The 14,733-nt window shown below is 35.0% G+C and carries 7 protein-coding genes; 6 read left to right on the top strand and 1 reads right to left on the bottom strand.

Annotated features, from left to right (window positions below):
- The first annotated feature begins 155 nt into the window (after nucleotides 1–155).
- Nucleotides 156–6,917: a T9SS type B sorting domain-containing protein gene (locus H5V42_RS13110; protein WP_185783634.1), complete on the top strand. Its 6,762-nt coding sequence runs from the start codon at nucleotides 156–158 to the stop codon at nucleotides 6,915–6,917.
- 58 nt (nucleotides 6,918–6,975) lie between these two features.
- Here the strand turns inward: H5V42_RS13110 and H5V42_RS13115 are convergent, their stop codons facing one another.
- Entirely contained in the window at nucleotides 6,976–7,854 is an 879-nt protein-coding gene (locus tag H5V42_RS13115) for a polysaccharide deacetylase family protein (RefSeq protein WP_185783635.1), read from the bottom strand.
- A gap of 301 nt (nucleotides 7,855–8,155) precedes the next feature.
- Between H5V42_RS13115 and H5V42_RS13120 the strand changes: the two genes are divergently transcribed.
- The 5 genes from H5V42_RS13120 to H5V42_RS13140 all read left to right on the top strand — a co-directional run bounded on the left by H5V42_RS13120 (nucleotide 8,156) and on the right by H5V42_RS13140 (nucleotide 14,727).
- The gene (locus tag H5V42_RS13120; protein WP_185783636.1) at nucleotides 8,156–10,003 is read left to right on the top strand and encodes a hypothetical protein; all 1,848 of its coding nucleotides are present in this window, start codon (nucleotides 8,156–8,158) and stop codon (nucleotides 10,001–10,003) included.
- Nucleotides 10,004–10,128: 125 nt separating this feature from the next.
- The gene (gene gmd, locus H5V42_RS13125; protein WP_185783637.1) at nucleotides 10,129–11,244 is read left to right on the top strand and encodes a GDP-mannose 4,6-dehydratase; all 1,116 of its coding nucleotides are present in this window, start codon (nucleotides 10,129–10,131) and stop codon (nucleotides 11,242–11,244) included.
- A gap of 3 nt (nucleotides 11,245–11,247) precedes the next feature.
- Nucleotides 11,248–12,336 carry a GDP-L-fucose synthase family protein gene (locus H5V42_RS13130; protein WP_185783638.1) on the top strand — a complete coding sequence of 363 codons (1,089 nt, stop codon included), beginning with the start codon at nucleotides 11,248–11,250 and terminating at the stop codon, nucleotides 12,334–12,336.
- A gap of 22 nt (nucleotides 12,337–12,358) precedes the next feature.
- The gene (locus H5V42_RS13135; protein ID WP_185783639.1) at nucleotides 12,359–13,774 is read left to right on the top strand and encodes a lipopolysaccharide biosynthesis protein; all 1,416 of its coding nucleotides are present in this window, start codon (nucleotides 12,359–12,361) and stop codon (nucleotides 13,772–13,774) included.
- Nucleotides 13,771–14,727, top strand: a complete 957-nt coding sequence (locus H5V42_RS13140) for a GT-D fold domain-containing protein (RefSeq protein WP_185783640.1) — start codon at nucleotides 13,771–13,773, stop codon at nucleotides 14,725–14,727. Before H5V42_RS13135 ends, H5V42_RS13140 begins: the two co-directional genes overlap by 4 nt.
- Nucleotides 14,728–14,733: the final 6 nt, after the last annotated feature.

Raw genomic sequence — 14,733 nt, forward strand, 5'->3', positions numbered from 1 at the left:
ACTTACTGGCAAACTAAAAAGGCTGTTCCAATATCTACTAGATATAAGAACAGCCTTTTTTTTAGTAGTTTACCGAAATTCAGAACCCTATTTTTGGTGATTACATTATTTTTGTGTTATCAAGACCCCTAAATACTACCTAAACCTAGAATGCTATGAAAATAAAGGTGCTTCTTACTTTTGCCTTTTTTTGTTTTCTATCCTCAACCACTATTCTTGCCCAAGATTCTGACGGGGACGGCGTTGATGATATTGTAGATATAGACGATGACAATGATGGTATCGTAGATGGCTTAGAATGTGAAGTACCAGTAGCTAACTTTAGTTTTGAAACACCCGCTTTTTACGCCGCTGCTGATAATTGGATTCCTACCACGGGTAATTCGGGATGGGGAACGCATAATGTAGATGCCAATAATTATTTAGCGACCGGTGGAGTTCCTGATGGAGTACAATTTTTATTTTTAACTTCCAATTCAACAACTGTACCCTCTTCAGTTGTATTGAACACATTTTCTAAAACTTTTGAAATAGGAACTTACACGTTAACGGTGTCAGTAGGAGACGGAATTGCTGATAGACCCGCAGATAATGATGGCCAATCAATAATAGAAATTGGATATGGTACTGATGCCTTAAATTTTACCCCATTGGCGCAAACAGTTATAGATGGAAACACCACTATACCAGGTACTTGGACAGATTTTAATGTGTCTTACAATGTGGCCGCAGGCGATGCTGCTCTTGGTTCAGGAGTTTTAGTTAGAATTTCACATACGGGAACTAGTGCCCCCTTAACCGGTAATTTAGCAAATTCTGGAAGAGGTCATTACGACAATATCAGAATCACAAAAGATACCGATAGTGATGGCCTTCCTGATTGTATTGATCCAGATTCTGATAATGATGGTTGCCCAGATGTTGATGAAGCTGGGTTTACCAATTCTGGCACAGATACATTAAGCGGTGTAGGATTTGATGCTAACGGTCAAGTAACCGGAAACGCAGATGGTTATACCATAACGAGCGGGTATGTTACGGATTTTATCAATCATTGCATAGATAATGAAGATTATGATAACGATGGCATTGCCAATGTTCAAGATATTGATGATGATAATGATGGTATTTACGATAGTTTAGAATGTGATATTCCCATAACAGAGTCAAATTTTGAAAACTCCGTCAATCTATTAGCTGGATGGGACCCTGGCATATCTACTGGTGTGCGGGGTATAGAAACTATTTTTGACGGAACTAATTATAACAATTCGCCTCAAGGTGCTGGATATCTATTTCTAAATGGCGATATACAAATAACACAAATAACACCAGGTGCTGCGTTTGAACCAGCAGACTATATAGTAAGTCTTCTTGTTGGTGACGGATTAGTTTATGATAATTTATTCCGTAATGATGGTCAATCAATAATTGAAATAGGATTTGATAATGGTACTGGTTTTCAACAGCTTGCTAATAATGGGTCTTTAACCATAGAACCTTATGATACTCCTAACGGTTCATGGACCAAATTTACCTTTACAGCAACTGTTAACGCTGGTGACCCATCCCTTGGTTTTGGCATTTTAATGCGTATAACGCATAGTAGTAATGCAGCACTGTTGCAATCACAAGGAAATTATGACCAAATACGAGTAACAAAAGATAGCAATAGGGATGGCATACCAGACTGTTTCTCTTTAGATTTTGATGGTGATGGTTGTCCAGATGTTGAAGAAGCTGGTTATACAAATTCTGGTTCAGATACATTATCAGGTAGTGGTATTGACCCAATTACCGGAGAAGTAATTGGAAATACGGATGGGTATACTGGAACCACCCAGGCAGTATTAAGCAATACAATTAATTCTTGTACAGTTGATTTAGATTTTGATAATGATAGCTATAATGATGATACTGATTTAGATGACGATAATGATGGTATTTTAGATATTTATGAATGTGAAATTCCTATTGCTAATTTTGGATTTGAGAATGATGATTTACCCACTAATCCAGTTGCTGATTGGCGTTACACGCCTGGAACTAACTCTGATACTTATGGAATTGAAAACCCAGCTGCGATTGATGGTTCAAATTATAATGCCGCATCAGAAGGAAATACGTATTTATTATTAAATGGAGATGGGTCATTAACCTTAAACACTGTTTATGCTACTTATGAAGTTGGGCATTATGATTTATCTATAAGAGTTGGTGATGGTTTGGATTTTGGAAATCCCTACAGAAATGATGGTAGAAGCATTATTGAATTAGGGTATCATGATGGGGATTACAATAATTTTCAACCAATTACCAACGGAGTACTTACAATTGAAAATTTTGAAACAACACCTGGACTCTGGTCTGAGTTTAGTATTAATGGAGAAGTTGCAACAGGAGATGCTGCACTCGGTCAAGCAATTTCAATTAGAATTACTCATGAGGGTAATGTTGCAGCTAACCAACTTCAAGGAAATTATGATTGGATTGTAATTACCAAAGATTCTGATGGTGATGGTGATGCTGACTGTGTTGATAGAGATTCAGATAATGATGGCTGTTCCGACACTATTGAAAGTCGTCATTTAGAAAATGGCTTTGGCATTTTAGATGGAACAGGAGTTAATACAGACGGCACAGTCATAGGTTTCGCAACGGGTTATTTAGGTAATGATAATGCAGTTTTAGATGCTAATATAAATCAATGTAATGTAATCGATACTGATACAGATGGGATTGAAGATGGTAACTACTTTTATCTAGATGCAGGTAACATTCTTCAGTTTGATATTGATTTAGATAATGATAATGATGGAATATCTGATGATGATGAGGGTTGCAATTTAACTGATGGCCCCGATAGAGGATTTTACAATTTCGAATTTCCTGGTAACGACTTTGCAACAAGTGGCTTCACAGTACCCAATACATCATATGCAGATTTTTGGAATGCTCCTTTAGGTGTTGGTGGTGGTGTACACATGGTCTCCGCAGAAACCTATGGTGCTTTTGATGTAAACTTTGATAGAGATGGTACGCGTTTAATAGACCTTCCAGAACCAAATCAAGATAACGATAGTTATTTATATTTAAATGAAACTACCTCAATTACTCAAAATACCTCTGCTATTGTCATTGACGAAGGTTCATACCTTATTACAATTGCTATTGGAGATGAATTAGATGTAGAAAACAGATTTAGAAATGACAATTTAAGTGTTATAGAAGCAGGTTATGACAACGGTGGTGGATTTACCGCTCTAGGCAATTTAACTGTTCAGGGGCACGAAACTCCTAATGGTACTTGGAAAGATTTTTCGTTTACCGCTACATCTACACCTGCCTCAGTGGGCGAAGATTTATTAATTCGTATAAGTCATACAAACAATTCTGCCTTAAATCAGAGCCGAGGTAGTTATGACCATATTAGAATAAAACTAGATTCAGATGCAGATGGTATTCCCGATTGTGAAGATTTAGACTCAGATAATGATGGTTGTCTAGATGTTACCGAAGCTGGCTTTGATCAAGACTTAGATGGCATATTTGATGGTGGAGTTACTGTAAATGCAAATGGTGAAATCAATGGACATTCTTATGTAGTTGACCCAATTAACTTGCAAAATACAAGAACTTTTTCAACACCTGCTATTATCAATAATCCATTAGTAAATCAAACTGCTTGTGAAGGAGACAATGCAGCCTTTTTTATTGATGCGTCAAGAGCGGGAACCAACCCAACCATAGCGTATGAATGGACAATTAGTACTGATGGTGGCACAACGTTTACTCCTATTACTGAAACATCCAACACCTTAACCCTTACTGGAGTTGTTGCTACAGATGATGGCAACATTTACAGAGTCCGTGTAATGGGTGATGATAATTTATGTTATGAAGAATCGCAAGCAACACTTACCATAACTCCAGGCCCTACTACACCTTCGGTAACCCCAGTAATCGCAGCAATTTGTGAAGGTGCCAATGCAGAATTTACCATTACAGGTGATGCTGGAGCAACTATTGAATACACTATTAATGGGGGTGCTATACAAACCGCAACTTTAGATGGTTCAGGTTCATTTACTGTTACTGAAAATGCGGTTACGGTAGATACTGTAATTGAATTGACCTCTATTAATAATGGTAGTTGTACGCTAGCCTTAGCTCCTACTCTTACTGAAACGGTAACGGTAAGTGCAATTCCTTCCATTACCAACGCACCAACTACCTGTTCTGCAGATTTAAGTACCTACGATGTAGATATTTCAGTTAGTGCTGGAACCCTTGCTAACCCTAGTGCTGGCACATTAGTTGGTAACGTAGTTAGTGGTATACCAGCTGGGACAGATATTACTATAGAAGTAAATAATAATGGCTGTTTCGTAGTTCTTCCAATCACAGCACCAAATTGTAGTTGCCCAACGGTAAATCAACCCATTAATCCAGTGAATGCTGGATCATGCGAGGGTACACCCAACAATCCAATAAGTGTAGAATTGGACCCCTTGGGAGCGGGTGATACTATTAATTGGTATGATGCACCAACTGGAGGTACTTTATTGGGCACAGGACTTTCATTTACTTCTACAGAGACATTACCTGGCATTTACACCTATTATGCCGAGGCGGAAGAAGCAGTTTCAGGTTGTGTTAGCAGCACAAGAGTACAAGTAGTGTACTCGATAAATTCAAATGTTATAGCAGATGTAATAGCCTCTCCTATTGAAGAATGTGATGCGTATATTTTACCACCATTAAGTGCGGGCAATAACTATTTCACAGGTCCTGGAGCAACAGGATTATTACTGAATGCCGGGGATGCTATTACAACATCTCAAACCATATACATATATGCAGAATCTGGCACAACACCTAATTGTACTGATGAATCTAGTTTCGATGTTACCATTTATCAATCCCCAACATTACAATTTCAATCTTTAATTTGTTCTGCAGATTTAGCAACCTATACAGTCACTTTACAACCTTATACGGGTACAATATCTTCAGTAACAGCAGGTACAATTGTTGATAATCTAACAGTCACAAATATCCCTGCTGGAACTGGCATTGAGATTTTTGTAGAAAATGGAATATGCACACCTTCCATTTTTGTTCAAGCACCTAACTGTACTTGTCCTGTTTTAGATGCTCCCGTTAACCCGCAAAACGGTTCCAATTGTGAAGGGGAACCTACCGCAACTATTGCTGTAGATATACCCACCACTGGTGACAGTATTGATTGGTATGATGCACCAACTGGCGGAAATCTTCTTGTAACCGGTGCTTCTTCATTTACACCTACAGAAACCTTACCCGGCACTTATACCTATTATGCAGAAACTGTAGAAAGTATTTCTGGTTGCACAAGTGATACGCGGACCGAAGTTACCTTAACTATTGCCACACAGCCAACAGCTGACGTTTTTGCTGACCAATTGGTTTGTGAGCGTTACACACTACCAAATTTAAGCGCCAACAATACGTTTAGAACAGAAACTAATGGTAATGGTACACAATTAAATCCTGGTGATGTGATTACAACTTCGCAGACTATTTACGTATATGCAGCAAACGCGGTAAATGCTAATTGTTTTGATGAATCTAGTTTTCAGGTAACAGTTACCCCTAGTTCGGAAGCACCAATAAACCCAACAAACGGTTTTAATTGTGAAGGGCAGCCTACAGCTGCACTCTCCGTAGAATTTCCACCATCCAATGGAGATACCATTAATTGGTATGATGCAGAAGTTGGTGGAAACCTTGTAGCTACAGGAACTGCCTTCATTCCAACTGATAATTTGGCAGGTACTTACACGTACTACGCTGAAAATAGTGATTCTACTAACCCTAGCTGTGTAAGTTCGAGAACTGCAGTATCCCTCACCATAACAGCGACTCCGATAGTAGACTCGAGCAATGATATAGAAGCTTGTGAATTTTATGAGTTGCCAAATCTTAGTGCTAACAACCGGTATTTCTCTGGCCCTAATGGTACCGGAACACAACTATTTGCTGGAGAACAATTGATTGCTGATCAATTAATTTACATAAGAGCAGAAAGTTCTCAAAACCCAGATTGTAGTGCAGAGTCAAGTTTTAGTGTTGTTATTTTAAATGAACCCATACTAATGTTCCCTGAAATACTTCCACTATGTGCAGATGATTTAGGAACTGTTGACGCCATAGAATTGGGAATGGATTTAGGACCAGGATACCGCTACGACTGGACACCAAATAATGATCAAAATGGCGATGGTGTAGAAGAAGCTGTATTTGTGGTTACGCAACCAGGAACCTATAGTTTGCGAGTTTACCAAGTTGGAACTAATGGTGAATGCGGAGGTACCGTTACTTATACAACTGAAGTGGTAGAAACCCTACGCCCATTAACCGTAGCTGTTGATGTTACCGCAGAAGGTTATGAACTAAATGCGAATAATAGAGTTCGCGTTATTGTCAACGACGATAATTTGTTGTATGACCAATTTGAATATAGCTTAGATGATCCTGATGGTCCTTTCCAACTACAAAACTATTTTGAAAATGTAGTAGGTGGTTTACATCGTGTATATGTAAGAGGATTACAAGATTGTGGCGGTACAATTTCGAGTGATGTATTTTTGATTGTAAATCATCCTACCTATTTTACTCCTAACGGTGATGGTATAAATGATACTTGGAATATTTTGGGCACTGAAAATCCAAATATTACCGATAATGTAGTAATACAAATATTTGACCGTCATGGAAAATTAATGGACCAAATAAGTCCGTTTGGTGAAGGTTGGGATGGTACTTATAACGGTACTCCCATGCCAGCATCAGACTATTGGTTTACCGTAAGCTACACTGATTTATTATCTGGTGAAAATGTAGAATTTAATGGGCACTTTAGCTTAAAGCGTTAATTCATTAAAACCTTACGATACGAACTTTATAAGTAGTCTTGACTATTTCTAAGACGGGTTAATAAAAATCAGGAATAAAGTTATCTTCATATGTTGAAGATTTCACACTTTTTGTCATAAAATAAAGAATGTGATTGAAATTCCATGCTGCAATTATTTGATCACGTCGAATAAATAATTTGTCTCTTTCCAATGTTTTACCAAAAGTCATATGGCTACCCCTAACAGCGGTTGAACAAGATTCGTAACCCATTTCAAAAACAGCTTCAAATGCTTCCTTAGAAAAACATTCAAATTTCCCATAAGGGAAAGCAAAATGTTTAATTTCTCCGCAATGAGTTTCTAAAATATCTTTACTTTCTTTTAAATCTTTTTTAAAATTTGGGATAGACATTTTAGAGACCATATCATGAAACAGGGTATGTGAGCCAATTTCATGTCCCTCATCAATCAAATCATTACAATCTTTCCAAGTCATAAATTCAATTGGAGGCATTTCAAGTTTTACCTTACAAAACTCTTTAATCATATCATAATCGGTTAAACCAATGCTGTGTGGATTTACAAAAAAACAACAAGATGCTCCATACTTGGTTAAGATTTCACCAGCATCTAAATTATTTTTAAATCCATCATCTGAGCTCCAAGTTATATAAGGCTTATCAACGGTATTGTTGGTAAGACGATGTATTGCTTCACTGTGAGATATAAAGGTGTGTGTCTTAGATAAGGTTGCAACTAATCTTTCAAAATTTAATTTTTCATCCTCAAAGACATGATGAAAGTATAAAAAATGAATCCTAGGCTGTATTAAATACGTATCCCTAACAAGGCTATTTGCAATGGAGAGTGTATCTAATGCGATGTTTCTGAGATAAAATCGAAAATTTTTACCCCAATACTTTTGAACCTCATTAAAAGTAGTACAATACTTCATCTAAACTTTTATAAGAGTAAACGTTTGTTTTTGGGTTCTATTTTCTTTCAAAAAAATTTCACTTAAAAACGATTCCAGGACTAAATATGTGCTAAAATGTTAAAAAAACAAACCGTTTATCGATTTTTTAGGTCATTCGAAAACCATTCGTAGATCCTTGAGCGTAAACGAATTGTTAAAAAATGCATTTCATCGAAAAAATAAATTATTTCATCGACCATTTAAAATTAATTAGCAAATTCGTAAACCAAATCAGGCAGCCAATTAATTGTAAAGGTCCAAATTAAAATCCTACTTTGTTATGAAACCCCACATTAAAAGAATTTATCCTGTGTTTCTCATTTTACTATTTGCGCTGTTTACTTCCAATTGCGCTAAAGATTCCGATTTATATTTTGAATTAGCTAAATATGAAGAACCTGTACCAGAAGAGGAAAATGCTGAAGAAACAGAAGAAGACGAAACTGCTGCAGAAGAAAACTATGAAGAACCAGAAGAAACAACAGAAGAAACAACAAGTACTATTGCGAACCATCCGGTTGACGGTGCCTATTATGTGACCGTAGATGGTTCTTCTGATAATGACGGTAAATCAGAGTTTAGTTCTTGGAGCTTATCTCACGCTGTCTCCAATGCAAAAGCTGGAGATGTGGTTTATGTAAAAGCAGGTAGTTACGATAACCTACGTTTAACATTTTCTAATTCTGGAACTGCTGATAATCCAATACGGTTTATGGGTTACAAATCTACCCCAGGTGATATTGATGCCGCTATCCAAAATCTGAAAAGTTCGGAGACTAGAGGTAGAAGAGGTACAACAGTCTTAGCCAACGGTGAAGAATTTAATTACAAAAGTAATCCTTCTCCAAACGAAATGCCTTTTATTAATAAACCTTACGTTAGAGATGAAACAGCTTTGACAGTTGATGGAGATTTTATAGAAATTGAAAATTTTATCATAAGTGGATATTCAACGGCTATATTGGTAAATGATAGTAGCGAATCTTCAAAAATTTGGAATTGTATATTTCATGAACAAGGGAATTTAGATGTTGGTATTAGAGATACTTCGCATCCTGATCGGTATAAAGGAACAGGATTGTTTAATCGAGGCGCAACAAATCTGAACGTTCAATTCTGTAGTTTTTTAAATGTTGAGCAAAATGCACTGGAATTTGATGGAGCAAATTCAGGTACCATGTCCAATAATGTAGTGTATTCATACAATACTATAAATGGAACAGATTATATGTTTCTCATTACTCGAAAACAAAGTACTTATTCATCCAATTTAGTATTTGAATTTAATCTTTGTGAAAGAGAGTCAGGTGTTTCTCATGGTGGTCATGGATTTGTGATAAAAAATGGTGGCTTTTCTAACACAATTAGAAATTTTGAAGTTATAAATACTAGTGTTGAGTTAAATTTCGCTAATGTCTATGACAATGTTATAGAAAATGGGACAGTACAAGGTAAATATTATGAGGAAGGAGACCCATTATCATCATTGTACTTTGGAAATGGGGCACACCACAATACTTTTAGAAATATAATTGTAGACGGTACATGGGGTGCAATAGCATGTTCCTCATATGCCGATGGAGCATCAAATGATAGTTCCATCAATACAAATTATCCAGGTAATGATAATGTATTCATTAATATCGTTGGAAAAAACTCACAATATGCTTTTATAATGAGTGAATTTGGAGCTTCTGGAAGCAGTGCTGCCCTTAACAATAGTTTCGTTAACTGTACTTTTTACAATGTTGAATATGGTATAAGAGCCAATAGACCTAATGATGGAAACTATTTTATAAATTCTAGCTTTAATACTACGCGAGGATTTGTTGTAGAATCTAATGGGTTTAATCTAAACAACAATACTGTTTTTGAAAATTGTCATTTTGATGGTTCCGTTTCATTGAACACAATTTCCAAATATAATTCTATTAATAATATTGAAGGCTCCCCATTATTTGTAAGTCCAGAATCCATTGTTTCAAATAATTTTAATGTTAGCGGATTAGAGCTACTTCCGGTAAGTCCATTAATTAATGCAGGTATAGATCCAATAAAATTAACAGACAAGGCTTCAAAAGATTTTAACGGTAAAACAAGAACTAATTACAATATTGGTGCTTTTTAGAACATAAAAGAATACTTGAATATTAAAAGTCCTCAATTGAGGGCTTTTTTTTATGCTTGCAAAATTTTTCTTAAAAGCATTCGTTTAATAAGCGAGAAAAGTAAACCTATTAATTACAACTACACATGAAAAAAGTCGCGTTGATTACCGGAGTTACCGGTCAAGACGGAGCTTACCTTAGTGAATTCCTATTAAAAAAAGGGTACGAAGTACACGGATTAAAAAGACGTTCATCCCTTTTTAACACCGATAGAATAGACCATTTGTATCAAGACCCACATGAGCAAAATAGAAACTTTATTTTGCATTATGGAGACATGACAGATAGTACAAATCTTATTCGTCTAATTCAAGAAATACAGCCAGATGAAATCTACAATCTGGCAGCGATGAGTCATGTTCATGTTTCTTTTGAAACTCCTGAATACACGGGTAATGCTGACGGTTTAGGAACCTTAAGAATATTAGATGCTGTTCGATTATTAGGTTTAGGTGAAAAGACAAGAATTTACCAAGCTTCTACTTCAGAATTGTATGGTAAGGTACAAGAAGTGCCTCAAAGTGAGACAACACCCTTTTATCCTAGAAGTCCGTATGCTGTAGCTAAAATGTACGCCTATTGGATTACGGTAAATTATCGTGAAGCTTATAATATGTATGCCTGTAATGGTATTTTATTCAATCACGAATCACCTATTAGAGGAGAAACTTTTGTAACTAGAAAAATTACGCGTGCCACCTCTAGAATTGCTTTAGGACTACAAGATAAATTTTTCTTGGGAAATTTAGACGCACAACGTGACTGGGGCCATGCCAAAGATTATGTTCGCATGATGTGGATGATTCTTCAAGCAGATGAGGCTGAAGACTGGGTAATTGCAACTGGTAAAACTACCCCAGTAAGAGACTTTGTTCGAATGTGTTTTGAACAGGTAGGCATAGAATTAGAATTTAAAGGTTCTGGTGTTGACGAAAAGGCATATGTAAAAGCATGTAACAACCCAGAATACCAGTTAGAGATAGGCAAAGAAGTACTTGCTGTTGATCCTAAGTATTTTAGACCTACAGAAGTAGACTTGTTAATTGGAGACCCTACAAAGGCAAAAACCAAACTTGGTTGGGTTCCAGAATATGATTTACAAGGTTTAATTGAAGATATGATGCAAAGTGACTTAACTTTGATGAAAAAAGAATCTTACCTAAGAGAGGGTGGATACCGAATTCTAAATTACTTTGAATAATACATGGAGTTTCATTCCAAAATATACGTTGCCGGTCACCGTGGGTTGGTCGGCAGCGCTTTAGTTAAAGCCCTTCAACAAAAAGGGTATACCAACATTATATACAGAACCCATGCAGAGTTAGATTTGACAGATAAAATTGCTGTGGAATCTTTTTTTAAGGCTGAAAAGCCCGACTATGTTTTTTTAGCAGCTGCCAAAGTAGGCGGTATTGTAGCCAACAATACTTACCGTGCAGAGTTTATTTATGATAATTTAATGATTCAAAATAATGTGGTTCATCAGAGTTATCAGCATGGGGTAAAAAAATTATTGTTTTTGGGAAGTACCTGCATCTATCCGAAAGCGTGCCCACAACCCATGAAAGAAGAGTATTTACTTACGGATGTGTTGGAGTATACCAACGAGCCTTATGCCATTGCAAAAATTGCGGGAATAAAGTTGTGCGAGAGCTATAATCTGCAATACGGCACCAATTACATTTCTGTAATGCCCACAAATCTATATGGCCCCAATGATAATTTTGACTTGGAAAAATCTCATGTACTACCCGCGTTAATACGCAAAATTCATTTAGGGAAAGCCCTAATGGAGAAGGATTGGAGGACCATTGATAAAGACTTAGATAAACTTCCAATAGAAGGAGTGAATGCTAAACATTCAGAACATGAAAAAGTTGCCATCCTTAATAAATATGGGATTATCCAAGATGCTAGCGGCAAAGTTAATGTTGAAATATGGGGCAGTGGAAAACCAATGCGTGAGTTCTTATGGTCAGAAGATATGGCTGATGCCTGTGTTTTTATAATGGAAAATAGAGATTTTAAAGACACTTATCCTTCGGATAAACAAGAGATTAGGAACACCCATATTAATATCGGAACCGGTATTGATATTAGCATAAAAGAATTAGCCTTACTCATTCAAAAGCAAATTGGTTTTAAGGGTTCCTTTGTGTTTAATACAAACAAACCTGACGGTACTATGAAAAAACTAACTGATGTTACTAAACTAAATGCATTAGGTTGGAAACACAAGGTTAACTTAGAAGATGGAATAGATTTCATTTACAAATGGTACTGCTCAAATTAGTATTTTCTCTAATTTAAGATGAATGTCTACAAAACTATTAAGCTATTTATGGAATTCAATTGAAAAATTTGGAATTCAAGTTGTTAGGTTTGTTATAGGAATAATTTTAGCAAGAATTTTAAGTCCAACAGATTATGGACTAATCGGTTTATTAATTGTATTTACTGCTTTAGCACAAATTTTTGTTGATAGTGGATTTAGTAGAGCATTAATGCAAAGGAATGATAAAGACATTTCAGATGTTAATACTTCATTTACTTTTAATATTTTCGTTTCTTTTTTTTTCTACACACTTCTTTTTTTATTCGCTCCACTAATAGCTGACTTTTATGATGAATCTATCTTAACAGATTTACTTAGGGTGTTAGCACTAACATTGATAATAAATTCGTTTTATGCAATACATAATACAATTTTAGCAATTGATTTAAACTTTAAAAAGATTGCAATTATAAATTTTTCTTCAATCCTTATAAGTGGTTTAATTGCAATTCTCCTCGCTTATAAAGGATTTGGTGTGTGGTCATTAGTATATCAATATATTATTAAATCAACCCTGAGTGTTATTCTTTTTTGGAGTACTAAATGTTGGAGCCCCAAACTATATTTTTCAAAATCTTCTTTTAAAAGACTTTATAAATTTGGTTACAATGTCACAATCTCGTCTTTATTAAATCAAATTGTTGACAAATTTTCATGGTTATTTATTGGAAAAACTTTTAGTACCGCAGATTTAGGTTATTACAATCGTGGAATCCAATTTCCAGATGCAGGTATTGGAACCGTGGGTAGTGTATTAGATAGTGTCCTCCTACCTAATTTGGCAAAAAACAAGAATCAATCAATGTTAATTTTGGAAGCCTCCAAAATATTGAAGTTTTTAACATTATTCACAATCCCATTAGCAGTAATTCTTGGTGTTCTTGGAGAACCGATTGTTTTATTATTATTAACTGAAAAATGGATAGCAGCTGTTCCAATTTTACAGATTTTTTGTGCGTGTAGATTAATTACAAATATATCTACGATTAATACTAATTTATTGTATGTTATTAACAAGGCTAATCTAGTACTTAGACAACAGTATATTAAAATATTAGTGAGAATAGTGTTTATTATTATTGCTTTAAAATATGGTATAATTTATGTTGCTCTTGCAGAATTAATCTCAGTGATAATTCACTTTTTCATTGGAAGTTATTTTCCTGGGAAAATTATGAAATTTGGAGCATTTAAACAGCTAAAAATTATATCTCCTTTTTTAATTCTTGGAATTTTTGAAACGGTTATTCTTTATTTTATTTCAAATTTTATTGAAGGAGATTTTTTAAAGATTCTTGTAATTTCCTTTTTGGGGATAACAATTCATGTCTTGATTATTTATACATTCTTTAAAGAAGAATATTTTACCTTAAAAAAAATTATCAGAAGAAAATGATGAATTCAAATACTATATATAATTTATCTCTATTAGCCAGGAAAATTTTTCAGTTTATAAAATTAGACTTAAATAAAAAACCTAATTTTTCAAGTGAAGGTCAAAATGCAAGCAATGAAATAAAAGCCAAAATTTTATCTAACGAGCCTGTATTAATAGCTAGGTTAGGTGCCACTGAATTCAAGTGTATATCAGGCTATATAAATCAAAAAAGAGGTGTTAGAAAATATGCGGATTTTATTCTAAATAAAACAGACACTCTAAAAATAGATAATTCGGTAATCGAACAAGCCAAATTATGGTCTGGTATTTTCCCTGGAAACACAAATACTATTAATAAATTCGTAGAAAAATCAATTGAAGATTTAAAGGAGGTAGATATTCTTGGTATATGGCTTAAAGAAAACTATCTATTAAGGCAAAATATTGAAAAAAAATATCAAATACCACTAAAAGATATTGAACCTTATTACCATCAAAATCCTTGGAGTAAAGCTCTTGAAAACAAAAAGGTTTTGATAATTCATCCATTTACAGAAACTATAAAAAATCAATATTTAAAAAGATCTTTATTATTTAAAAACCAAGATGTTCTACCAAATTTTGATTTAAAAGTAATTAAATCTGTACAATCCATAGCCGGTCAAGCTGTTGGATTTAAAGATTGGTTTTCTGCTCTAGATCACATGAAAAATCAGATGGATAATACAGATTACGATATAGCAATAATTGGATGCGGTGCGTATGGAATGTCTCTAGGAGCCCATGCAAAAAGAAAAGGAAAGCAAGCCATTCATTTAGGGGGTGCCACGCAAATTATGTTTGGCATAAAAGGTTCTCGTTGGGATAATCATCCTACTATATCAAAGTTTTACAATAATGAATGGGTTAGACCATCGGAAAGTGAAGCGCCGAGAAACAAAGAAGTTGTAGAAGAAGCTTGTTACTGGTAAAATTAT

The sequence above is a fragment of the Croceivirga lutea genome, assembly GCF_014235875.1.
Taxonomy (GTDB): Bacteria; Bacteroidota; Bacteroidia; order Flavobacteriales; family Flavobacteriaceae; genus Croceivirga; species Croceivirga lutea.

Bases quoted from the DNA above. Each gene is read 5' to 3' on its own strand.
- H5V42_RS13130 (WP_185783638.1), top strand. From the start codon at position 11,248: ATGGAGTTTCATTCCAAAATATACGTTGCCGGTCACCGTGGGTTGGTC.
- H5V42_RS13120 (WP_185783636.1), top strand. From the start codon at position 8,156: ATGAAACCCCACATTAAAAGAATTTATCCTGTGTTTCTCATTTTACTA.
- H5V42_RS13140 (WP_185783640.1), top strand. From the start codon at position 13,771: ATGATGAATTCAAATACTATATATAATTTATCTCTATTAGCCAGGAAA.
- gmd (WP_185783637.1), top strand. From the start codon at position 10,129: ATGAAAAAAGTCGCGTTGATTACCGGAGTTACCGGTCAAGACGGAGCT.
- H5V42_RS13135 (WP_185783639.1), top strand. From the start codon at position 12,359: ATGTCTACAAAACTATTAAGCTATTTATGGAATTCAATTGAAAAATTT.
- H5V42_RS13115 (WP_185783635.1), bottom strand. From the start codon at position 7,854: ATGAAGTATTGTACTACTTTTAATGAGGTTCAAAAGTATTGGGGTAAA.
- H5V42_RS13110 (WP_185783634.1), top strand. From the start codon at position 156: ATGAAAATAAAGGTGCTTCTTACTTTTGCCTTTTTTTGTTTTCTATCC.